Source organism: Streptomyces sp. BV286 (genome assembly GCF_019090165.1).
In the GTDB taxonomy this organism is placed as follows: domain Bacteria; phylum Actinomycetota; class Actinomycetes; order Streptomycetales; family Streptomycetaceae; genus Streptomyces.
Genome location: NZ_JAHRIB010000024.1, coordinates 69,615 through 93,334 on the forward strand (window position 1 = coordinate 69,615; position 23,720 = coordinate 93,334).

A 23,720-nucleotide genomic window follows, 5' to 3' on the forward strand; every position below is an offset into this window, starting at 1 on the left:
CCTTATGCGGGAAGGAAGTTGATCGGGTGGTTGTCCGTCGCCCACAGGTACTGGACGGCGTACGCGCGCCAGGGCCGCCAGTCCGTGGCGCGTGCCGTCAGCGCGGCGGGAGTGGACGGCAGGTCCAACTCCTGTGCGGCGCGCCTGACTCCGAGGTCCGTGGGCAGGAAGGCGTCGGGGTCACCGAGGGCACGCATGGCGATGATCTCCACGGTCCAGGGTCCGAACCCGGGCAGGGCGAGCAGCCGGGCCCGGGTCTGCGCCCAGTCGCCCTCGACGCCCAGGTTGAGGGTGCCGTCGGCGAGTTGGCGCACAAGTGTGGTGAGCGTGCCGCGGCGGGTGGCCGGCATGGCGAGGGCCTCGGGGTCGAGCGCGGCCAGTGACTCCGGCGACGGGAAGAGGTGTGTGAGACCGCCTCCGGGATCCTCGACCGCTTCTCCGTGGGCCGCGACCAGACGCGCCGCGTGTGTACGGGCCGCGGCCGTGGACACCTGCTGGCCCAGCACGGCCCGGACGGCGAACTCGGCCTCGTCGACCGTACGGGGCACTCGGCGGCCCGGCGCCTTGTCCACGAGGGGCGCGAGGACCGGGTCCGTACGCAGCTGGCCGTCGACCGCGACCGGGTCGGCGTCCAGGTCGAGCATGCGGCGGCAGCGGCTGATGGCGACGGCCAGATCGCGCAGGTCGCTGAGGGTGAGCCGGCAGCCGATGTGATCGGGTTCCGGAGTGAGCGCGACGACGGCGTGGCCGTACGGCAGACGCATCGTGCGCCGGTACGCGCCGTCGCGCCACTCCTCGACTCCGGGTACGGCGGTGGCGGCGAGGTGGCCGAAGAGGTTGTCGGGGTTGAGCGGGGCCCGGAAAGGCAGGCGGAGGGCCAGCACGCCCGGTGTGGGCGTGGAGCCGGCGCGGTTCCTGAGGGTTCTGGTGCGCAGTTCGCTCGGGGCGAGGGCGAAGACCTCGCGGACCGTGTCGTTGAAGGTGCGGATCGAGGAGAAGCCCGCCGCGAAGGCGATCTCGGCCATCGGGAGCGGGGTCGTCTCGATGAGCAGGCGTGCGGTCTGGGCGCGTTGGGCGCGGGCGAGGGCGAGTGGTCCCGCGCCCAGTTCGGCGAGGAGCTGGCGTTCGATCTGCCGGGTGCTGTAGCCGAGGCGGGTGGCGAGCCCCGGCACGCCCTCGCGGTCCACGGTCCCGTCGCCGATCAGCCGCATCGCGCGGGCCACCAGGTCGGCCCGCTGGTTCCACTCGGGAGAGCCGGGGCTGGTGTCGGGGCGGCAGCGCTTGCACGCCCGGAACCCGGCCTGCTGGCAGGCGGCGGCACTCGGGTAGAACGTCATGTTCTCCGGCTTCGGCGGCACCACGGGGCAGCTGGGCCGGCAGTAGATCCGCGTGGTCACGACCGCCGTGAAGAACCAGCCGTCGAAGCGCGCGTCCTTCGACCGGACGGCGCGCACGCAGCCCTCTGTATCGGTGTGCATCCCGTTCTGCATGCGTCCAGCATCGGCCATGGTCACGGCGATGGCTGGCGAGAATCCGACATCTACCTGCGGTGGCCGCCCCCGCCCCGCTGCCCCCGCCTGCGGGATTCACCGCGGACGGTGACGAGGCGACCTGCCCGTCCCGTCCCCACCGGCTCACTGACTACCCACGTACCGACTCACCGACTCACCGACTCACCGACTCACCGACTCACCGATCATGATCGGCCCGGCTCACCGGCCATGATCCGCCCGGCTCAGGGATTCGATCCAGGCACGGACCGCGGATGCCGTCGTGCGGGCGTGCTCCTGGAGCAGTGTCAGGTGGTCGCCCGGCACGTCCACGAGCTCGTGCGGCAGCGGCCAGGAGGTGCGCCAGTCGTCGGCGTCGGTGTCCGCCGCCATCCGAGGGGTGGGCTGTGTGGCACGTATCAGCAGGGTGGGGGTGTCGACCGGTTCCGGGTGCCAGTCCATGAAGATCCGGGTGTACGCCCCCATGGCCGCGACACCGGTGTCCTCGTACAGGCGGGGCGCGACGGCAGCGGGCAGGGCCAGCAGCCAGTCCTTGCGGCTGTTGGAGTCGTCGATCAGGTAGGTGTCCAGCAGGATCTGGCCCGCCGGTGGCCTCCCGAGCGCTTCGAGCTGCCGGGTCACCGCGTGGGCGAGGGCGCCGCCCGTGGACGCCCCGACGACCGCGAAGGGCCGATCGCCGACCTGCCGCAGCACGGTGTCGGCGTGCGTGCGGGCCAGTGCTTCCCGGTCGACCGGGACTGCTCCGCCCGCGCCGAGGCCCGGGTGCGGCAGCTCCAGGACGTCCAGCTCGCCGTCGAAACAGCGGTGGAACCCCGCGAACTCGCCGCCGGGGACCGGGAAGGGCGGATGGTGTCCGGCGAGGAAGACGACCACAGGCCGGTCGCGGGGGCCCTCGGCCCGGCGGACCGGGGGCAGGGCGTGGGCCCGGCTCTCCGCCGCCGTGAACGTCGGGAGGGCCAGGGAGGCGGTGACCAGCATGTGCATGCCGGCGGCCACCTCGCCCTTCGCGCAGAGCGCGCGGTAGAGCGCGGCGAGCGTCTGCGGGGGCCGCACGGAGGCCTCGGGGCGGCGTGGCGCGACGGCAGCGGTCTCGGCGACAGTGGCGGTACCTGCGCCACTGCCACTGCCACTGTCACTGCCGATACCAATGCCAATGCCAACGCCGTCGCCGTCGCCGTCGCCGTCGCCGTCGCTCTCGCGCTTGTCCTCGCCCTCGCGCGCGCCCTCGGCTACATCGGTGGTGAGCAGGTCGAGCAGATGCCGGGCGAGCGCGTGCGTCGTGGGGTGCTCGAACACCACCGACGCAGGCAGCCACAACCCCGTGGCCGTGGTCAGAGCGTTACGGAGCTGGACCGCCATCAGGGAGTCGAAGCCCAGGTCGGCGAGGGGCTTCCCGGCCGGGAGCGCGTCGCCGTCGGGGTATCCGAGGGCCACGGCCACCGATTCACGCACCAGCTTCGCGAGCGCTGACTCCCGTTCCTCGTCGGGCAGTTCGGCCATCTGGTCGCGCCAGGCGCCCTGTTCCGCCGCCTCCCGCGCTCGTGCCCGGGTTCCGGCTCCGGATCCGGCGGCCGGGCGGCCTCCGTGCACCAACTGCCGCAGCAGCGGGGGTACGAGCCCGTCGCCGGACCGGAGAGCGGCCCGGTCGAGGAGGAGCGGCGCCAACAAGGGCTCGCCGGTGCGCAGCGCCGCGTCGAACAGGGCCATGCCCTGCGCCGGGGAGAGCGCCCGCACCAGGTCTGAGGCCTGCGCACCCGGCCGTTTCGGTCCGGCCTCGCGGAGCTGCGCCGCCATCCCGTCGCCGTGCTCCCACAGCCCCCATGCCAGGGAGACCGCGGGCAGGCCGAGGGAGGTGCGGTGGTGGGCGAGCGCGTCCAGGAAGGTGTTCGCCGCCGCGTAGTTGCCCTGGCCGGGCCGGCCGAGCAGTCCCGACGCCGAGGAGAACAGGACGAACGCCGAAAGATCCAGCTCGCGGGTCAGTTCGTGAAGGTGCCAGGCCGCGTCCGCCTTGGGCCGTAGCACCGCCGCCATTCTGTCCGGGGTCAGCGAGTCGAGTACGCCGTCGTCGAGCACCCCTGCCGCGTGCACCACGGCGCTCAGCGGAGGCTCGCAGTGTGCGATCAGCGCGGCCAGCGCAGGTCGGTCCGCCGCGTCGCACGCGACAACACGCACATCGGCACCCAACTCTTCCAGCTGAGCGCGTAGTTGCTCGGCGCCCGGCGCCTGTGGGCCCCGGCGTCCGGTGAGCAGCAGGTGCCGTACGCCGTGCTCGGTGACCAGATGCCGGGCCAGTTCGGCGCCCAGCGCGCCCGTGCCTCCGGTGATGAGTACGGTTCCGTCCGGCCCGACCGTGCCGCCCCCGTGCGGATTCGCGATGGCCCTGGCCAGCCGGGGTACCGTCAACCGCCCCTTTCGGATGGCCACTTGGGGTTCGCCGGAGGCCGTCGCCGCGGGGAGCAGCCGCAGCGACTCCGGTCGGCCGTCCACGTCGGCGAGGACGACGCGGCCGGGCATCTCCGACTGGGCCGCGCGCACCAGTCCCCACACGGCGGCGCCGGCGAGGTCCGGGACCGGTGCGGTGGCCTCCCGCGTGACCACGAGCAGCCGTGACGGCGCCGCGCCCTGGTCGCGCTGCCAGTTCTGCAGTGCCCCCAGGACCCTGCCGGTCAGTCGGTGCGCGGCGGCCACCGGATCGGGTTCGTCCGCGGGGGTGATGGCCGTGAGGACCACGACGGCGGGCGTGGGCCGGTCGCTCACCGCCGGGATGTATGCGCGGAGGTCCAGTTCGTCTGGGCCGAGTACCGTCCAGCCCTCGCTGTCGGGATCGTCGGGCGGGTCGACGGGCACGGTGACCGGGGTCCAGTCGAGCCGGAACAGTGCGCGCCGCACCACTTCGTCGGCGGTGTCCGGCCTTCCGGCCGGGAGTTCCCGGGTGACCAGCGACTCGACCTCGGCCACCGGGCGCCCCGCCGTGTCGGCGAGCGTCACCGTGACGGCTCCTGGTCCCCTCGGCGTCAGCCGCACCCTCGCCGCGGTAGCCCCTCGGGTGTACAGCCGCACACCGCTCCACGCGAACGGCAACCGTACGGAACCGGCACCGGCACCGGAACCGGCACCGGGCTCGGGCGCGGACTCGGGCTCGGCGAGCAGCCCGATGTGCACCGCCGCGTCCAGCAGTGCCGGATGGATGCCGAAACGCGCGGCGCCCGGGGCCTGTTCCTCGGGGAGCGCGACCTCGGCGAAGAGTTCCGTTCCCCTCCGCCAGAGGGCACCGGCCCCCTGGAAGGCGGGCCCATAACTGATGTCGGCGTCGGCCAACGTCTCGTACGCGTCGGTCAGTTCGACCTCGACCGCCCCTTCGGGCGGCCACACGCTCAGGTCACTCCCCGGTGCGTCCGGCGCCGAGGGCGGCGCGCTGAGCGTTCCCGTCGCGTGCCGGGTCCAGCCCGTCCCCGACCCGCCCGTCCCCGACCCGCCCGGCTCCGCCGACGCTTCCGCCCCTTCCGTCCCCTCCTCCGTCGTCTGCTCTCCCGCCGTCCCGTCGGGTCGGGCGTAGATGTCGACGGACCGCCTGCCGGAGTCGCTCCCCGGCCCGACGACGACCTGGACCCGTACTCCGGTGCTGCCGGACAGCACGAGCGGTGCCACGACGACCAGTTCGTCCAGGAGGCCGCAGCCGGCCTCGTCACCGGCGTGGACGGCCATCTCGACGAAGGCCGTCGCGGGGACCAGGACCCTCCCGGCGATCACATGGTCGCCGAGCCAGGGCTGTGCATCCGTGGAGAGCCGCCCCGACAGCACCGTCCGGTCCGTGTCCGGCACCGTGAACGCCGGGCCGAGCAGCGGATGCCCCTGCACGTCGGCCGAGGCCCCGGTGTCCTTGCGGGTGGCGTCCAGCCAGTACCGCCGACGCTGGAATGCGTACGTGGGCAGATCGACGCGCCGTGCCCCGGTGTCCGCGAGCGCCGCGGCCCAGTCGACGGGGGCACCGCGTACATGCAGCCGGGCCACGGCTCGGATCAGTGACGCGGATTCCCGTGGGCCGGCCGTGGCGGACGACCGCTCGACGGCCGCGACGCACTCGGCGGGCCTGCCGTCGGCGCCGGGCGACAGCGACAGCACGTCCGCCGCCGCCGCGGTGAGTACGGGGCCGGGGCCGAGTTCCAGGAAGGCCCCGGTGTCCTCCTTCTCACGCAGCCACCGCACGGCGTCCGCGAAGCGCACCGGCTGCCGGGCGTGCCGTACCCAGTACTCGGCGGAGCAGAGTTCCCCGGCCGCCGGGTCGGCCGGTCGGCCCGACACCGTCGAGATCACCGGGATTTGCGGCGCCCGGTACGTCAACCCGCTTGCGACGCGGTGGAATTCGTCCAGCATCGGTTCGACCAGCGGCGAGTGGAAGGCATGGCTCACCCGCAGCCGTACGGGCCGCAGTCCGCGTGCCGCGAACGTGTCCGCGACGGCGAGGACGGCGTCCCGGGCGCCGGACACCACCACGGACCGCGGCCCGTTCACCGAGGCGAGGGCGACCCGGTCCAGGACACCCAGGTCGGCCAGCGCGGCAGCCGCCTCGGCTTCGGTCGCGGGCAGCGCGACCATCGCGCCGCCGTCCGGCAGGGCCTGCATCAACCGGCCGCGGGCAGCAACCAGTTCGGCAGCGTCGGGCAGGTCCAGCACCCCGGCGACGTGTGCCGCCGCCAGCTCCCCGACGGAGTGTCCGGCCAGGAGGTGGGGCCGTACGCCCCAGGATTCGAGCAGCCGGAACAGTGCGACCTCGAAGGCGAACAACGCGGCCTGTGTGAAGTCGGTGCGGTCGAGCAGCTCGGCGTCGGGTGAGCCGTCCCGCGCGAACACCACGGACCGCAGCGGACGTTCGAGGCGGCTGTCGAGCGCCCGGCACACGTCGTCGAAGGCGGCGGCGAATGCCGGGTGGGCGGCGGTCAAGTCCGCTCCCATGCCCAGGCGTTGGGCGCCCTGGCCCGCGAGCAGGAACGCCGTGCGGAGGCCGGTGTCGGCGAGGCCCGACGCGGTGTCCCGGGCGTGGTCGCCCCGGGCGAGCGCCCGGAGCGCGGGCAGTGCGTGTTCGCCGGTGGGCACCGAAGCACGGTGCGAGAGGGCCGGCCTCGTGACGGCGAGAGAGAAGGCGATGTCCGCCGAATCCGAGGGTGAGAGGCCGGGCCCTGCCGTGACCTGGGCCGCCAGCCGTCGGGCCTGGGCACGCAGGGCGGGCTCGTCGGCTCCGGAGAGCAGCCAGGGCAGGGCCGTGTCCACGGCCTGCCGGGGGTGCGTCGGGTGGGGATGTGCCGGGACGGCGGGAGCTTCTTCCAGGATCACGTGGGCGTTGGTCCCGCCGATGCCGAACGCCGACACGCCCGCCCGGCGGGGCCGGTCCGCCGACGGCCAGGGCCGGGCCTCGGTCAGCAGTTCCACCCGGCCGGAGGACCACTCAACGTGGGGTGACGGTGTGTCGGCGTGCAGCGTCGCGGGCAGCTGTCCGTGCCGCATGGCCTGCACCATCTTGATGACTCCGGCGACTCCCGCGGCCGCCTGGGTGTGCCCGAGGTTGGACTTCACCGAGCCCAGCCAGAGCGGCTGCCGCTCCGGGGACCGCCCCTGCCCGTACGTGGCCAGCAGGGCGGCCGCTTCGATCGGGTCGCCCAGCATGGTGCCGGTCCCGTGCCCCTCCACCGCGTCGACGTCGCTGCCGTGAAGGGCCGCATCCGCCAACGCCCCTTCGATAAGGCGCTGTTGAGCCTGGCCGTTGGGCGCGGTGAGTCCGTTGGAGGCCCCGTCGGAGTTGACCGCGGAACCGCGCAGGACCGCGAGCACCGGGTGGCCGTTGCGCCGGGCGTCGGACAGCCGTTCAAGGAGGACGAGCCCGGCTCCCTCTCCCCAGCCGGTGCCGTCCGCCGACGCCGAGAACGACTTGCAGCGGCCGTCGGGCGACAGACCGCGTTGCCTGCTGAACATGGTGAACGACCTTGGGGTCGCCATCACGGTCACGCCACCGGCGAGGGCCATCGAGCACTCGCCCGCGCGCAGCGCCCGCGCCGCCCAGTGCAACGACACCAGTGAGGACGAGCACGCGGTGTCGACGGTGATGGCCGGACCGCGCAGCCCGTACGTGTACGCGATCCGGCCGGACGCCACGCTGCCGGCCGAGCCGAGGCCGAGGTGCGCCTCCAACGCGTGGGGCCCCGTGCCGAACCGGTCCGCGTAGTCGGCGTACATCACCCCGACGAACACGCCGGTGTCGCTGTCGCGCAGGGACGCCGGGTCGATGCCGGCGCGCTCCCAGGCCTCCCAGGAGGTCTCCAGCAACAGGCGTTGCTGCGGGTCCATGGCCAGCGCCTCGCGCGGCGAGATGCCGAACAGGCCCGCGTCGAACTCGGCCGCCTCGTGCAGGAATCCACCACTGCGGGCGTACGACGTGCCCAGGTGGTCCGGATCCGGGTCGTACAGGGCGGCCAGGTCCCAGCCCCGGTCGACCGGGAAGTCGGAGACGGCGTCCCGGCCTTCGGAGACCAGCCGCCACAGGTCCTCGGGGGACTGGACGTCGCCGGGGTAGCGGCAGGCCATCGAGACCACGACCACCGGGTCGTCCTCCTCGTCGGCCCCTCCGGTCCCTGCTGTGCGTCCGGCCTCGGCACGCCGGCCGTCGAGAGCCGTCGGGCTTTCGGGGGCGGTCGGGCCTTCGGGGGCGGTCGGGCTTTCCGGTTCGACGGCGAGGAGTGCGCTCCGCAGGTGGCGGGCCACGTCGGCGGGAGTGGGGTGGTCGAAGACGAGGGTCGTCGGCAGCCTCAGTCCGGTGGCCTCGCTCAGCCGTTCGATCAACGTGACGGCACCGAGGGAGGTGAGTCCCAGGTCGGTGAAGGGGCGGTCCGCGTCACGCCGTTCGTACGGCCGGTCTCCGCCGGCCTCCGCCGTCACGGACAGGACGGTCTCGCGGAGCAGGCGCTCGCTCTCCTCCGGCGGGAGGGAGGCCAGCCGCTCGCGCAGCGCGTGGGCCCCCGCGGGACCGCGGCCCGCCCTGCCGGAGGCCGCCACGCCGGAGGCCGTCGCGCCGGAGGCCGTCGCGTCAGAAGCCGCCGCACCAGCGGGCATCGACGGCACGGCAGGGGTCACGGACGCCGTGGCGGGGTCGGCCGCGTCCGGCGCCCCGCGCGTGAAACGGAGGTCGGGCGCCGACCGGGCCAGGCCCGTCACGACGGCGCGCCGGACGATCTTCCCGGAGGGCGTACGGGGCACCGCGGCGATCTCGTGGATCTCCGCGGGGACCTTGTGGTCGGACAGGAGTGTGCGGCAGGTCCGCAGGACGCGGCGCGGGTCGAGTCCGCCGGGCCCGGGCACCACGAAGGCCACCGGGATCTCGCCGAGGATGTCGTGCGGGGCGCCCACCACGACGGCGTCGGCCACCCCGGGGCAGCTCAGCAGCGCCTGTTCGATCTCTGTGGGGTGGATGTTCTCCCCGCCCCTGATGATCAGTTCGCTGACCCGGCCGGTGAGGGTGAGCAGGCCGTGCTCGGCCCGCCGGGCCAGGTCTCCCGTGCGGTACCAGCCGTCCTTCAGCGCGGCCGCGGTCGCCTCGGGCTGGTTGTGGTAGCCGGTCATGAGCCCCGGCCCGCGGACCCAGACCTCGCCCTCGTCGCCGTCGGGGACGTCGTGCCCGGAGTGCGGGTCGACCAGCCGTACGTCCACGCCGGGCACGGGCGTTCCGCACGAACCGTCGGCCCGCGGCCCGTTCGGCCGGTTCACGGCGATCATGCCGCAGGTCTCGGTGGAGCCGTAGGCGTCCAGCAGGGGCGCCCCGAGCATCTCCTCGACGGCCCGGCGCAACGCGGGCGGACTCGGCGCGCCCGCGACCACGCACCGCCGCGGCCCGGACCGCGGGGAACGGGCGGTCTCGCCCGCCGCCACCAGCCGGTGGTAGGTGGCGGGGACACCGGCCAGCATCGTGAACGGCCCTTGCGGCTGTTCGTACGCCTCGTCCAGTACGCGGAACAGACCGCCGGGCGGCAGGAGTTCGCCGGTGATGTGTGCGCTCGCGCCGGTGGCGACGACGCCCAGCACGGCGAGCGAGTGCCCGAAACTGTGGAACAGCGGGAGCGGCCACAGCAGCCGGTCCTGCGCCGACAGCCCGAAGATCGGCGCGTAGCAGGCCTGTACCGACCAGAGCGCGGCGCGCTGCGTGGACACAACCCCTTTGGGCCGGTGGGTGGTTCCGGAGGTGTAGAGCAGCCAGGCCGGCTCGTCGAGTCCGAGGTCGTCGCGAGCCGGTCGCACGTCCACGCCCTCGACCGCGCCCTCTGCGGCGGCGTCGAAGAGTACGGTCCCGGCGGGGGCGTCCTCCGGTACCGGATCGGGCCCGGTGAGCATTACCCGCAGATGACCGAACTCGCTGTCGAGCCTGCTCAGTTGCTCGACATGGGACCGGTCCGTGATGACCGCCGAAGCGCCGCTGTCCGTGAGCAGGTGGGTGAGTTCGGCGTCGGACGAGCGGGGGTTCAGCAGTACACCTGTCCCGCTCGCCCGGGTGATCGCGAGGCAACTCTCCACCAGCTCGACGCAGTTGCCGAGGAGGACGGCGACCCGTTCACCCCGCAGGAGCCCCGCACCGGCCAGATGTCCGGCCAACCTGCCTGTGCGGCGCTCCAGTTCGGCGTAGGTCACGCCTCGCGCGGAGTCGGAGAACGCGATCCGGTCCGCCGCCGCTTCGGCATGTCGCTTCAGCAACTCCGGCAGCGGCCGGATCAGTTCGTCGTGCACCATGTCCCCCACCCGTACGGTCCCCGCACTGTCCTCCCCCGACTGGGGCGAGCCTACGTCGCACCGAACGCAAGATCGAAAGACGCGGGGCCCGGACGGTGGGCGTGTCGCCACCCGGCGGGCGTGCCCTAGCCGGTGAACTCCCCGGCGGTGGGCCGCCGGGAGGCCTCCATCGCCCTGTCGACGTCGGTCAGGGGACGCAGACGGTAGGTGTACGCGTAGTCCCTGTTGGCGAAGAGCTTGAACTCGTCGTGGGTGTGCGCGCCCCAGCTGTTGTCGCCGCCCACACCCATCTGCCGGTGGTTCAGGCGGAGTACGACCTCGTCCCGCGGGGTCAGCTGGTAGTCGTGGCGCGTCCCGACCGACAGGTCCTCGGGGGTGAAGTGCGAGGCGTTGACCTCCAGGAGGGGTTCGCCGGAGACGAGCAGCCCCGCACCGCCACGGTCGGTCAGGGCGGCCCAGCGGACATCGGTCTTGTTGCCGTTCTCCTGAGGGCGGATGTAGCGCGACCACTGCTCGGAGACGGTCCCGGAGTAGAGGCCCACGTCGGTGCCGTTGTTGCGGTCCCAGTGGTTCTCCTCGGGGCCGCGGCCGTAGTAGTGCAGGTGCTCCAGGCGGCCCGGCAGGAACAGGAGGGTGCCGACCTCCGGGATGTAGGGCAGGCCGGCCGCGCCCGGGTGCAGGGTGTTGTCGACCCTGATCTCCCCGTTGCCGAACACCGTGTAGGTGGTGGTGTACGTCGACTCGGTGGTGGTGGGCAGGGTCCCTCCGACCTTGATCTCGACGGCCCGGTCCCGCAGGGCTCGCACCCTCACGTCCGTGACCTTGCGCCGCGCCCCGGCGTCGCGCCAGGTCTGGTTGCGCAGGTGCTGGCCGTTGCCCCGGTCGTTGTCGGTCGGCGCACGCCAGAAGTTGGGCACGGGCCCGGAGGTGATCAGCCGGGTGCCCCGGGCCTCGTACGAGGTGATGACGCCGGTGCTCTTGTCGACGGTGACGGAGAAGCCCTTGCCCTTCACGGTGACGGACCGTTCACCGTCCTGATGGCGCAGCGCGGGCACGCGCTCCAGTGGCACCGGCCGTACGTCCGGACTGCCGGCGTCGACCGTGAGCTGCTGCCTGGCGACCTCGAAGCCCGCCTTCGCCCACTTGGTGCGTTCCTTGGTGGTGAAGGACAGGTGCAGGAAGTACTCCGTGCCGGGCGCCGGGCGGGCCGGCGGCCTGAAGGGCACGGTGATGTCCTTGCTGCTGAGCGGCGGGACGTCCAGTTGGGCGCGGCTCAGCTTTCCGCGCCGGACGATTTCACCGTCGGCGACGAGCGTCCAACTGCCGTCGAACTCGCGGAGGTTGGTGAACAGGTTTTCGTTGGTGAGGGTGATCGCGGCGCCGGCGGTGAGGGAGTCGCCGGACGCCGGTGCGGCGTGGATCGCCTGGTAGACCTGTTTGACCTCCGCGGCCTTGCCGGTGTGGCCGCGGTCGGCGGTGACGATGCCGTCCGCGACGAAGGCACCGTCGTTGGGGTGGTCGCCCCAGTCGCCGCCGTACGCGAAGAACGTGCGCTCCTTCGGGCGTTTCTCGGTGACCTTGACGGTGGCGGCGTCGAACCAGAACCGCACTCCGTCGTCGCCGGGGCCGCGCCCGCCCGCCGCGAGTTCGGCGGCGGTCAGTGCGCGGGCGTAGACGCGCGCCCGCCGGATCGTGCCGCTGAACTCCCGGGTCGGGTTGTCGACGTCGGTGGCGAGCGACAGTGGCGCGGTGTTGTTGTCCGGCCGCCGGGTGGTGGTCCGGGTGGCCCTGACCACGCCGTCGACGTGGAGGGTCAGCGTGCCCGCCTCCGCGTCGAAGACGCCCGCGATGTGGTGCTCCTTGCCGGTCCAGTCGTCGGGGAGCGTCCAGCTCGCGGTGATCCACTGGCCGCCGCCGTGGATGAAGAACTCCAGGGTCCTGTTCGTCTGCTTCAGGGCGTACTGGGTGTCGCCCTTGGCGATGAGCGGCTGGTGGTAGCCGGTCACGTGCGGGGTGACCCAGGCCTCCAGTGTCAGGGAGCCGGTGATGTCGAGACCGGGGTGGCGGGCGAAGACGGTGCTGCCGGACACGCCCTTCGACCGGTCGAAGGTCGCGCTGCCGGCCTGGATCTCCCCGCGCACCGAGCCGGGCCCTGCCTCGGTGAACACGTCGCGCCTCGGGGTCGGCCAGCTGAGGGACTGGTCGACGAAGTCCCAGATCCACCCGCCCTGCAGCACGTCGTGACGGCGGATGACGTCCCAGTACTTCTTGAAGTTGCCGGTCGAGTTCCCCATCGAGTGGGAGTACTCGATCATGACGTACGGCCGGGTGTCCGAGGTGTCCTTGGCGCGGGCCTCGACGCGCGCCGGGCTCTCGTACATCTCGGAGCGGATGTCGCTGATCTCCGGCCGGTCGTCGCCCTCGTACTGGATGACGCGGGTCGGGTCGTACGAGCGGATCCAGTCACGCATGGCGACGAACGTGCTGCCGCCGCCGGCTTCGTTGCCGAGCGACCAGATGACGACGGAGGCGTGGTTCTTGTCGCGGTGGACCATGTTCCGGGCCCTGGCCACGCACGCTCTGCTCCAGTCGGGGTGGTCGCCCGGGTACTCGTCGCGGATGCCGTGGGTTTCGAGGTTGGTCTCGTCCACGAGGTACAGGCCGTACTCGTCCGCGAGCTCGTACCAGAGCGTGTTGTTGGGGTAGTGCGAGGTGCGGACGGTGTTGATGTTCGTCCGTTTGACGATCTCGATGTCCCGGACCATGTCCGCGCGGGTGAGCGCGGTGCCTCGGTCGGGGTGCATCTCGTGGCGGTTGGTGCCGCGGAAGGACACGGGTCTGCCGTTGATGCGCATCAGCCCGTCCTTGAGCGCGAACTCGCGCAGGCCGACCCGGTGCGAGAGCGTCTCGACGACCTTGCCCGCCGGGTCCCGCAGCCGCAGCACGGCCGTGTAGAGGTACGGGTCCTCGGCCGACCACCGCTTCGGCGCGGGCACGGCGCGGGCGGCCCGTACGGTCACGTCCTCGCCGGCCGGGGCGGAGCCGAGGTCTACGGCCTGGTGCAGCGGCCGCGACCAGACGGCGTGCCCGCGCGCGTCGTAGAGCTGGGTCTCGACGGAGTACCTCCCGCCGCCCTTGCCGTCACCGGCCTTGCGGCCGTAGTCGCGCACGCTCGCGGTGACCGACAGCTCGGCGGCCTTGTAGCCGTCGCTCAGCGGGGTGTCCAGCTTGAAGTCGCGCAGGTGCACGGCCGGGGTGGAGTACAGGTGGACCGAGCGGAAGATGCCGCTCAGCCGGATCATGTCCTGGTCCTCCAGCCAGTCGCCGTCGGAGTAGCGGTACACCTCCACCGCGATCTGGTTGGTGCCACGCTTGAGGTGCGGGGTGATGTCGTACTCGGCGGGGACGTAGGAGTCCTCGCTGTAGCCCACCAGCTCGCCGTTGATCCACACGTAGTGGGCGGACTTGACTCCTTCGAAGTGCAGGAACGTCCGCCGCCCCGACCACCCCTCGGGGACGGTGAAGGTCCGTCTGTACTGGCCCACGGGGTTGTACCGGGTCGGGGCGGCCGGCGGCTGCGGCTCCTCCCCCAAGCCGTTGGGTCCCCAGTAGGGGTACGTGATGTTGATGTAGATCGGGAAGTCGTAGCCGTGCAGCTGCCAGGCGGAGGGGACGGGGACGGTGTCCCAGGAGCTGTCGTCGAGGTCGGTCCGGTGGAAGTCGGTGTCCCGGTCGTCGGGGCGGTCGACGTAGGCGAACTTCCACTTCCCGTCCAGGCTCATCCGGTACGGCGAGCGCGTGCGGTCTCCTGCCAGCGCCTGATCGACGTTCGCGTACGGCGTGAGCGTGGTGTGCGGGGGCTCGGTCCCCACCTCGAAGAGGTCGATGGCGCCGTTCCACTCCGGGGAGCCGTCCGCCGCGCCGGGCCGACCGGCCGCGTGGGTGGCGGAGGCCGCGTGGGTGACGGAGGCCGAGGCGGGCAGGGCGAGCACGCCGAGAGCGGCGGCCCCTCCCTCTAGAAGTCGACGGCGGCTGACAGGAGACATGTGCGGGTGCGGCATGGCTGTGGCCTTCCTCGGTACGACAGCGGGGTGCGAACTGAGGGAGCGTCAGGTCTTGTCGAGACTGGTCGAAGCAGTTGACATACGGGAGTTGATGTCAGGTCAGAATGCGACTGCTGAGGACAAAGGCACCTAGTGAGCCACAGAAAACCCTAAGACCCGAACACAATCGGAGCAAGATCCCTGTCGGACTTTGTGTGATCCTGAGGACCGGTGGGGTGGGGTACCAGACCGGTGGGGTGCGGGATACCAAGACCGGTGATGTGCGGGGGGGGTACCGGAACCGGTGGGGCGCGGGATATCCGGAGCGTGGGTGCAGGGCGTCCGGAGCGTGGGTGCGGGCCGTCCGGACCGGCAGGCACGGGGCACCCGCCCCGGGCCTCGCCCGCGGGGCTCTCCCGGTCCGGTCAGCGCACCTGCGCGGCGAACGCCTCGTACGCCTGCTCGTCGAAGAGGACGAACCTGACCTCGGCCACCGCCGTCTCCGTGTCCCGCACCGTCCGGACCGCGATACGGGCGGCGTCGTCCATCGGCCATCCGTAGATGCCCGCGGAGACGGCCGGGAACGCGACGGTCCGCGCGCCCAGTTCGCCGGCGACACGCAGCGACTCCCGGTAGCAGGAGGCCAGCAGCCCGGACCGGTCCTCGCTGCGGCTGAAGACGGGACCGACGGTGTGGATCACCCACCGCGCGTCCAGCTTTCCGGCGGTGGTGGCGACGGCCTGGCCGGTCCGGAGGCCCTTGCCGTACTGGGCGGCGCGGAGCCTGCGGCACTCGGCGAGGATCTCGGGGCCGCCGCGCCGGTGGATGGCTCCGTCCACGCCTCCACCGCCGAGCAGGGAGGAGTTCGCGGCGTTGACGATCGCGTCCACGCTCTGCCGCGTGATGTCACCCAGGACGAGCTCGACTGCGGTCATGTCTGGCGCAGCCTCTTCCACACGGCCTTGGCGGCGTTGTGCCCGGACATGCCGTGCACGCCCGGGCCCGGCGGCGTGGCCGAGGAGCAGATGTAGATCGCCGGGTGCGGGGTGCCGTACGGGAACAGCGACAGCTTGGGGCGCAGCAGCAGTTGCAGGCCGGAGGCGGCGCCGCAGCCGATGTCACCGCCCACGTAGTTCGCGTTGCGGGCGGCGAGTTCGGGTGGGCCCGCCGTGGCCCGGGCGAGGACGCGGTCGCGGAAGCCGGGCGCGAACCGCTCCAGTTGGCGCTCGATCGCGTCCGTGAGGTCGCCGTTCCAGCCGTTCGGGACATGGCCGTACGCCCAGAACACGTGCTTGCCGTCCGGCGCCCGGGACGGGTCGACGACACTGGGCTGCACGGTGATCAGGAACGGTGCGTCCGGGGCCCGGCCCTCGCGGGAGGCCGCGCGCAGGGCGCCCCGGATCTCGGCGCTGTCCGCGCCGACCTGCACCGTGCCGGCCGTGCGGGGCTCCTTCGCGGTCCACGGCACCGGCCCGTCGAGGGCGTAGTCGACCTTGAAGACGCCCGACCCGTACCGGTACCGCTCGTAGTAGCGCCCGAAGCCCGCGATCCGGCTCAGCGCGGTGGGCGAGGTGTCGAAGACGTACGCGCGCGCGGGAGGCAGGTCGTCGAGGCGCTTGACCTCGTAGTCGGTGTGGACGGTGCCGCCCAGGTCCTTGAGGTACGCGGCGAGCGCGTCGGAGATCGCCTGGGATCCGCCGCGGGCGACGGGCCAGCCCCGGGTGTGCGCGGCCAGTGCGAAGACGAGGCCGACGGCGCCGGTGGCGAGGCCGTCGAGCGGGGACATGACGTGCGCGACGAGCCCGGCGAACAGCGCCTTGGCCCGCTCGTCGCGGAACCTGCGCATCAGCCAGGTCGAGGGCGGCAGTCCGACCAGGCCGAAGCGGGCGAGGGTGACCGGATCGCGCGGCAGCGCGCTGAGCGGCAGGGACATGAAGTCCCGTACGAGCGTGTCCCACTGCGGGAGGAAGGGCTCGACGAGCCTGCGGTACGTGCCCGCGTCGCGTGGCCCGAACGAGGCCGCCGTCTCGGCCACGGACCGCGACAGCACGGCCGCCGTGCCGTCCAGGAAGGGGTGGGCCATGGGCAGTTCGGGCTGGAGCCACTCCAGGCCGTACCGCCCGAGGGGCATCGCCCGGAAGGCGGGTGAGCCGGCGCCCAGGGGATGCGCGGCCGAGCACGGGTCGTGCCGGAAGCCGGGCAGGGTCAGCTCCTCGGTGCGCGCGCCTCCGCCGACGGTGTCGCGCGCTTCGAAGACGGCCACGGAGAAGCCTCGGCGGGCCAGCTCCACGGCAGCCGTCAGTCCGTTCGGTCCCGCACCCACCACGACGGCATCGAGCATCGACGGCACCTTCGGACTCCTTTGTCAGCCGATGGCCACTGGGGGTCAGGATATGCCGGGCCTCCGGCGGCCCCGTCCCGGCCCCGCGCCGCCCCGGATCAGACGCCGTCCGACAGCAGTCCCACCACCCGGCGGGCCGTGGCCGCGTCCCGCGCCGCCGTGAAGGGAAGGGTGTTGCCGCCGGTTATGCGGAACGGCTCTCCCGCGAGCGTCAGGTGCGCGCCACCCGCCTCCTCGACGAGCAGGAGTCCCGCAGCGTGGTCCCAGGCGGCCTCCCAGGAGAACGCCGTCGCGTCCAGCTTGCCGCGGGCCACGGCGAGGTACTCCAGCCCGGCCGAACCGCAGGGCCGCGGGCTGACACCCTCCGTGCGCAGGCCCAGCAGCGCGCGCTTCTGGTCGTCCGTCGTGTAGTCGGGGTGGGACGTGGCGACTTCGAGGGCGCGGCCGGGGGTGGGTGCGCCGGCCCGGAGCGGTTCGCCGTCGAGCAGGGCGCCGCGGCCCCGGACGGCGACGGCGAGCTGGTCACGGACCGGGGCGTACGTCCAGGACGCCAGCAGGACCCCGCCCCGGGCGAGCGCGACCAGCGTGCAGAAGCCGGGGTCGCCGTGGACGAACTGGCGCGTGCCGTCGACCGGGTCGACGATCCAGACGGGCGCTTCGCCCTGGAGCGCCTCGTACGTCGCCGGGTTGGCGTGGACCGCTTCCTCCCCTACCACCACCGACCCGGGCAGCATCTTGACGAGCACCTCGGTGAGATACTCCTCGGCCTTTCGGTCGGCGTCCGTGACCAGGTCGTGCGGGCCGCTCTTCTGGTCCACCTCGTGCGCCGCGAGCTGCCGGAAGCGCGGCATGATCTCGGCGGCGGCCGCCCGGCGGACGGCCTCCTCGACGTCGGCGGTGCGGTGGGCGAGAAACTCGTCGATGGTTTCCATGTGCTCGATCATGCCTCCATGAGAGCACGCGCCACTGACAATCCCCGCCGGGAGGGTGCATCACGGGTGGAATCACCATGAACAACGGGAGTGCGCAGCCCAGCGGCGTTCGCCCGGTTCGGGGGGCCTTCGCGGGCGGGCCGCCCGCGGCTTCTGCGCGGTGGGTTGCGCCGGGCCGAGCCGGGCGCTGACTCACCGGGCCGGCCCGGCCCGGCAGGTCAGCGTCCGACGGCGTACCCCTGCATCCCGCGCGGATTCGCGGCCGCCGACAGCACACCGGTCCGCGGGTCCCTCGCCACCGCGCACAGCCGCCCCTCGGACCAGGCGTCGCCGACCTGGACGTCGTGACCGCGGCGGCGCAGCTCCCCGACGACCCCGGGGTCCGTGCGGGACTCGACGGTCACGCTGGCGGGGCCCATCCCGCGCGGGTGGAAGGAGCCGGGGAAGCTGTCGTTGTGCCAGTTCGGGGCGTCGATCGCGCCCTGGAGGTCCGGTCCGCCGCGTACCTCGGCGCGCAGGGCGACGGCCAGGAAGAAGTGCAGCTGCCACTGGTCCTGCTGGTCACCGCCGGGCGTGCCGAACGCCATGACGGGAACCCCGTCCCGCAGGGCGAGCGACGGCGTGAGCGTCGTACGGGGACGGCGGCCCGGCGTGAGGGAGTTGGGCAGGCCCTCCTCCAGCCAGGCCATCTGGAGGCGTGTGCCGAGCGGGAAGCCCAGCTCGGGAACGACCGGGTTGGACTGCAGCCAGCCGCCGCTGGGCGTGGCCGCGACCATGTTGCCCCAGCGGTCGACGATGTCGAGGTGGCAGGTGTCGCCCCGGGTGCCGCCGTCCGCCGAGACGTCCGGCTCACCGGGCACCGGAGGTGCCGTCCGCCCGGTGGCGGCCGGTCCTCCCTCGCCGACCGGTCCTCCCTCGCCGTCCCGGCCCCCGTCCACGGCCGCGCCCTCCGTACCTGTGCCGTGAGGCGTCCCGGGATACCCGTTCCCCGCCGCGCCGCCCGCCCGCGCCACCGTCGGCTCCCCCGACCCGGGCACCCCGGATTCCTCGGCGCCGGTCTCTCCCGAGGCCACCTTGCGCGCGTGCTCGCTGAGCCGCGGAGGCCGTCCGCCCGGGCTTCCCGGCCGTAGCTCGCGGGAGGCCTTCTCGCCGATCAGCGCCCGCCGCCCGGCGTTGTAGCGCGCCGACAGCAGCTCCTCCAGGGGCACCTCCCCCGCGTCGCCGTACCAGGCCTCCCGGTCGGCCATCGCGAGCTTGCAGCCCTCGACCAGCAGGTGCACGTACTCGGCGGAGCCGTACCGCGGCAGCTCCGGCGGCAGCAGGGCCAGCTGCTGGAGGAACACCGGGCCCTGGCTCCAGGGGCCCGCCTTGCACAGGGTCCAGCCCCGCCAGTCGTACCTGGCAGGGGCCTCGTACGACGCCGACCAGCCGGCCAGGTCGGCCGCCGTCAGCGTGCCCGTGTGCCGCTTCCCGCTGGTGTCCGTCGTGGGGCGCCCCGCCTGGCGCACCAGGGCCTCCGCGATGAAGCCCTCGCGCCAGATCCGCCGCGCCTCCTCGATCTGCGCGATCCGGTCGTCGCCCGCGTGTGCCGCCTCCGCGAGGAGCCGCCGCCAGGTCGCGGCCAGCGCGGGATTGCGGAACAGCTCTCCCGGTTGCGGGGGCCGGCCGCCCGGCAGGTACACCTCGGCCGAGGACGTCCACTCGGTCTCGAAGAGTGCCCGGACCGTCTCGACGGTCTCGGCGACGCGCTCCACGGGCGCGTGCCCGTCCTCGGCGTATCCGACGGCGTACTTCAGTACGTCCGCCAGGGACTTCGTGCCGTGGTCGCGCAGGAGCAGCATCCACGCGTCGAAGGCGCCGGGCACGGCGGCCGCGAGGGGCCCGGTGCCGGGGACGAGGTCCAGTCCCAGCGCCCGGTAGTGGGCGATCGTGGCGCCGGCCGGCGCCACACCCTGTCCGCACAGCACCCGTACCTCCCCGCCCGCCGGGGCGACGATGACCGGTACCTCACCGGCGGGCCCGTTGAGGTGCGGTTCGACGACGTGCAGGACGAAACCGGCGGCCACGGCGGCGTCGAACGCGTTGCCGCCGTCCTCCAGCACGGCCATCGCCGACTGCGAGGCGAGCCAGTGCGTGGAGGACACCATCCCGAAGGTGCCCTGGAGCGTGGGTCGGGTCGTGAACACGGGCGAACTCCTCGCTGCGGGGCGGGCCGTAGGACTACGGGGCGGGCCTGAGGACTGCTGGCCGGGCGTCCGGCGATGGTACGCAGGCCTGCGCTACCGGGACTCCGAGGGCCGCCAGGCCGTCGTCCCCAGGATGTTCTCCGGACCGATGTCGAGCGGGTACGGGGGCCGTACGGTCACGGTGTCGTCCCCCTTCTCCGGGGCGACGCGGAGGTACACGCCGTCCTGGTTGTGCATGCGCCAGTACAGGCTCGCGTGCGCCGACTCACCCGGTTCGAGGGTCAGCGGCCGGGGTCCGGGGTCCTCCGGTGCCATGGACACCTCGTCCGTGCCCTGGGCGGTCCGAACGCCGGCGATGGGCTCGCCCGTAGAGTCGAGGACGGTGACGGCCGGATAGCCGTTCAACTCGTAGGGCTTGCTGCCGCAGTTGGTGACGTCGAGGCCCATGGCACGCAGCCCCATGGCTCCGTCGCCCTGGTCGGCGTGGAAGCGCAGACCGGACGCCGGGCAGTCCTGCCCCTGCAGGCCGGAGACGGCCGGAGACGGCTCGGGGGCCGCGGACGGGGGCGCGGACGGGCGCGGAGGCGGCTCCACCGTCAGGGTCGGCGTCGGGGTGGGGTCCCGTTCGGGGTTGCTCTCACGGTCCAGTTCGGCGGAGAGCCCGCAGCCGCTCGCGGTCAGCGTCAGCAGGCAGACGAGGGCGGCGCTGCGCAACGGTCCAGGGCGTGTCGCGATCACGCGCCGATCATCACACGGAACCTCCGGGGTCGTCCCTCGCCCCTTCTCGGGTTCCTCGGGCCGTCGCCCGGCCCGGCCGCCTGCCGTCCCTCCGTCCGTCATTCCTCCGTCCGCCGTCCCTCCGTCTTCCGTCGTCCCGGATTCCGTCACTCCGCCTGCCCGCGCGCCGTGACCAGTCCCGACTCGTAGGCGAACACGACCAGTTGGGCACGGTCACGGGCGCCGAGCTTGGTCATCGCACGGCTGATGTGGGTCTTGGCGGTGAAGGGGCTGATGACCATGTGGGCGGCGATCTCCTCGTTGGTGAGGCCACGGGCGGCGAGCGCGGTGACCTCGCGCTCGCGGCGGGTCAGGCACTCAAGCCCCGGCGCCTTCGCCCGGTCCGGCGGCCGGGAGACGAACTCGCCGATCAGCGTGCGGGTGACGGACGGCGACAGCAGGGCCTCGCCGCGTGTGACGACCTCGATGGCCTGCAGCAGGTCGGCCGGCTCGGTGTCCTTGAGTAGGAAGCCGCTGGCACCGGCCCGCAGCGCCTCGAAGACGTACTCGTCGAGGCCGTAGTTGGTCAGCATCACCACGCGGACGCCGGACAGCCGCGGGTCGGCGGCGATGCGGCGGGTCGCCTCGATGCCCGTCATCACCGGCATCTGGACGTCGACCAGGGCGATGTCCGGCATCTGGGCGCGCACCAGCGCCACGCCCTGCTCACCGTCGGCGGCCTCACCGACCACCTCGATGCCGTCCTCGGCCTCCAGGAGGGCCCGGAACCCGGCCCGCATGAGGGCCTGGTCGTCGATGAGCGCGACCCGGATCACACGTGCTCCAGCGGCAGGCCGGCCCGTACCGAGAAGCCGCCTTCCGCGCGGGGCGCGGCGTGCAGGGTGCCGCCGAGCGCCGTGACCCGCTCGCGCATACCGGTGAGGCCGATGCCCTCGGCGGGCGGGCGGGACGGTTCGGCGGCGCCGTCGTCATCGACGCGAATCGTCAGCTCCCCTTCCCCGTACGCGAGTTCGACCGCGACCTTGGCCGACCCCGCGTGCCGTGCGGCGTTCGTGAGTGCTTCCTGGACGATGCGGTAGGCGGCGCGGTCCACGGTCGCCGCCAGCGGGCGCTCGCGGCCCGTCACGGTCAGGGCGACGGCGAGGCCCGCCGCCCGGGCCCGTTCCACGAGCAGGGCCGGGGTGCCGGTCGGCTCGTCGGTGCGCAACACCTCAAGGGTGGCGCGCAGTTCGCGCATGGCCTCCCCGCCGGCCTCCTGGATGGCGAGCAGGGCCGGGGGTATCTCCTCGCCGCGCTTGCGGGCGAGGTGGACGGCGACGCCCGCCTGGAGCTTGACGATGGAGATGCTGTGGGTCAGGGAATCGTGCAACTCGCGGGCGATGCGCAGGCGTTCCTCACCGGCCCGGCGCAGCGCCGCCTCCTCGCGGGTGCGCTCGGCCTCCAGGGCGCGCTGCTCCGTCTGGCGCAGGTACGCCTGCCAGTTCCGCCCGGCGAGACCGGTCACGACGGCGCACAGGAACCAGCCGGCCAGCAGTGCGGTCCGCTCGACGGTGCCCTGCGACAGGGGACCCGCCGCGAGGTACGCGCCCAGGAACACCGCACTCGCGGCCGCGCCCACGGCCCGGTGCCCCGCCTGCGCCGCGGTGTGGACGGCGGCCACCACGGGGAGGGCGGACACCGGGCCGGGGCCGGCGTGCAGCACATGGACGGTCAGGGCCGCCGTGGTGACGGCGAGCACCGCGCGGGGCGCCGCACGGTAGGCGCACAGCGCGAGCGAGCCGGTCACGATCAGCGCGACGTCGACCGCCGTGGTGTCGTCGTCGAAGGCCGCCGCGGACACCACGAGGGCGCCGATCACGACGGCCAGTGCCACGTCGGCGAGCCGCTTGAGAGTGACCTGGTCCGCGCTCATGTCCGTACCGTAGACCGCCGTGCCGACAAGGGCGTCAGCCCTGTGGACGGGCCCGGGACTACTCCCGCCGCAGTAGTGGGACGCACGGGCCGGTCGCGTCGGCGCACCCCCGACTGCCTCCGGCCGTACGACGCGTGACGGCGCCCCGGGAAGCCAGGGTTCTGCTCATGACGCCACCCATCCTGACCACGCCGTTCACGACCGCGCCGTTCCGCTACACCGAGCCCCTGCCGCCCAGGTCGGCCACGGGCCGCACCGCCGAGATCCACCGCCAGATCGCGGAGGACTTCGGCATCGACGGCGCCGCCACCTTCGTCGTCCTGTCCTCCGCGCCCGAACTGCTCGCCGCCGCCTGGGCCTTGATGCGGGAGTCGCTGCTCGCGGGCGACGGCAGCCGCACCGGCAAGGAGCTGGCCGCCCTCGGAGTGTCCCGAGCCAACAGGTGCCCGTTCTGCGTGGACGCGCACACCGTCCTGCTGCACGCCACCGGCGACCACGCGCTCGCGGAGCGCCTGGCCCGCGGCGAGAGCCCGGAGAAGGAGGTGCAGGCGCGCATGCTCGCCTGGGGCGAGGCGACCCGGGTCCCGGGCAGTGCGGACCTCACCCCGCTGCCGTTCTTCGCCGGTCACACCGCCGCGTACGTGGGGACCGCCCTGTCCTTCCATTTCATCAACCGGATCGTCTCGGCCCTGCTGACCGAGAACCTGCTGCCGGGCAACGTCCAGCGGTTCAGGCCGGTCCGCAGCCTCGTCGGCCGTTCCGTGGCGAAGACCCTGCGCAGGCGCCTCGTCCCGGGCACGAGCCTCGCCCTGCTCGAAGGTGACGCGGGTCCGGGCCCGTCCTGGGCGGCCGGGACGACGGTCGGGCCGGCCTACGCGGCCCTGCGGGCGGCGGCCACGGCCGGCGCCGGGCTGCTGACCGAGGCCGACCGGACCCTCGTACAGGACACCGTCGCGGCCTGGGACGGTACGCATCAGCCGCTGGTGTGGGACGCCCTGCCGGACCGGGCGGACCGGCCCGGGGCGCGGCTGGCGATGCTGGCCGCGCTGGCCCCGTACCGGATCACCGACGAGGACGTGGCCGCCTGGAAGCGGCCGCCGTACACGGACCACTGTCTGGTCCAGCTGGTCGCGTACGGCGCGTTCGCCGCCGTGGACCGCATCGAGCGGGCGCTGCCCCTGGACGCCGCCGTACCGCGGGGCGTCCCCGGCCGCCGGAAGTGAGTCCTTGGGACCGAGTCCCTGTCACCGCGCGGGCACGGAGCGAGTTCGCCCTTTCGCCCCACAGCCAC

The 23,720-nt window shown here is 73.3% G+C and carries 11 protein-coding genes; 1 reads left to right on the plus strand and 10 read right to left on the minus strand.

Annotated elements, in window-relative coordinates:
• Positions 1–2: 2 nt before the first annotated feature.
• The 10 genes from KUF83_RS03070 to KUF83_RS03115 all read right to left on the minus strand — a co-directional run bounded on the left by KUF83_RS03070 (position 3) and on the right by KUF83_RS03115 (position 22,429).
• The gene (locus KUF83_RS03070) at positions 3–1,490 is read right to left on the minus strand and encodes an AlkA N-terminal domain-containing protein (RefSeq protein ID WP_302828479.1); all 1,488 of its coding nucleotides are present in this window, start codon (positions 1,488–1,490) and stop codon (positions 3–5) included.
• Positions 1,491–1,712: 222 nt separating this feature from the next.
• Entirely contained in the window at positions 1,713–10,277 is an 8,565-nt protein-coding gene (locus KUF83_RS03075; protein ID WP_217452945.1) for a type I polyketide synthase, read from the minus strand.
• A 125-nt stretch (positions 10,278–10,402) separates the two neighbouring features.
• Positions 10,403–14,338, minus strand: a complete 3,936-nt coding sequence (locus tag KUF83_RS03080) for a glycoside hydrolase family 2 TIM barrel-domain containing protein (protein WP_217452946.1) — start codon at positions 14,336–14,338, stop codon at positions 10,403–10,405.
• A gap of 407 nt (positions 14,339–14,745) precedes the next feature.
• A complete protein-coding gene (locus tag KUF83_RS03085; protein WP_217452947.1) occupies positions 14,746–15,255 on the minus strand; it encodes an O-acetyl-ADP-ribose deacetylase in 510 nt (169 codons plus the stop codon).
• The gene (locus tag KUF83_RS03090; protein ID WP_217452948.1) at positions 15,252–16,670 is read right to left on the minus strand and encodes an NAD(P)/FAD-dependent oxidoreductase; all 1,419 of its coding nucleotides are present in this window, start codon (positions 16,668–16,670) and stop codon (positions 15,252–15,254) included. Before KUF83_RS03090 ends, KUF83_RS03085 begins: the two co-directional genes overlap by 4 nt.
• An 89-nt stretch (positions 16,671–16,759) precedes the next feature.
• Positions 16,760–17,605: an inositol monophosphatase family protein gene (locus KUF83_RS03095; RefSeq protein ID WP_217452949.1), complete on the minus strand. Its 846-nt coding sequence runs from the start codon at positions 17,603–17,605 to the stop codon at positions 16,760–16,762.
• Positions 17,606–17,811: 206 nt separating this feature from the next.
• Positions 17,812–19,779, minus strand: coding sequence for a gamma-glutamyltransferase (locus KUF83_RS03100; RefSeq protein ID WP_308402895.1), 1,968 nt, complete (start codon positions 19,777–19,779; stop codon positions 17,812–17,814).
• Positions 19,780–19,872: 93 nt separating this feature from the next.
• Complete coding sequence (locus KUF83_RS42520) at positions 19,873–20,517, minus strand: DUF4232 domain-containing protein (RefSeq protein WP_217452950.1); 645 nt, start codon at positions 20,515–20,517, stop codon at positions 19,873–19,875.
• A 146-nt stretch (positions 20,518–20,663) separates the two neighbouring features.
• Positions 20,664–21,332, minus strand: coding sequence for a response regulator transcription factor (locus KUF83_RS03110; protein WP_217452951.1), 669 nt, complete (start codon positions 21,330–21,332; stop codon positions 20,664–20,666).
• A complete protein-coding gene (locus KUF83_RS03115) occupies positions 21,329–22,429 on the minus strand; it encodes a sensor histidine kinase (protein ID WP_217452952.1) in 1,101 nt (366 codons plus the stop codon). The genes KUF83_RS03110 and KUF83_RS03115 overlap by 4 nt, the downstream gene beginning before the upstream one ends.
• A gap of 167 nt (positions 22,430–22,596) precedes the next feature.
• On the opposite strand from KUF83_RS03115, the gene KUF83_RS03120 reads away from it, so the two are divergent.
• Positions 22,597–23,652: a carboxymuconolactone decarboxylase family protein gene (locus tag KUF83_RS03120; protein WP_217452953.1), complete on the plus strand. Its 1,056-nt coding sequence runs from the start codon at positions 22,597–22,599 to the stop codon at positions 23,650–23,652.
• Positions 23,653–23,720 lie beyond the last annotated feature (68 nt).

What these genes read in the sequence shown, in the direction of transcription:
- KUF83_RS03115 (WP_217452952.1), bottom strand. Translation starts at nt 22,429, where the DNA reads ATGAGCGCGGACCAGGTCACTCTCAAGCGGCTCGCCGACGTGGCACTG.
- KUF83_RS03080 (WP_217452946.1), bottom strand. Translation starts at nt 14,338, where the DNA reads ATGCCGCACCCGCACATGTCTCCTGTCAGCCGCCGTCGACTTCTAGAG.
- KUF83_RS03075 (WP_217452945.1), bottom strand. Translation starts at nt 10,277, where the DNA reads ATGGTGCACGACGAACTGATCCGGCCGCTGCCGGAGTTGCTGAAGCGA.
- KUF83_RS03095 (WP_217452949.1), bottom strand. Translation starts at nt 17,605, where the DNA reads ATGATCGAGCACATGGAAACCATCGACGAGTTTCTCGCCCACCGCACC.
- KUF83_RS03085 (WP_217452947.1), bottom strand. Translation starts at nt 15,255, where the DNA reads ATGACCGCAGTCGAGCTCGTCCTGGGTGACATCACGCGGCAGAGCGTG.
- KUF83_RS03070 (WP_302828479.1), bottom strand. Translation starts at nt 1,490, where the DNA reads ATGCAGAACGGGATGCACACCGATACAGAGGGCTGCGTGCGCGCCGTC.
- KUF83_RS03120 (WP_217452953.1), top strand. Translation starts at nt 22,597, where the DNA reads ATGACGCCACCCATCCTGACCACGCCGTTCACGACCGCGCCGTTCCGC.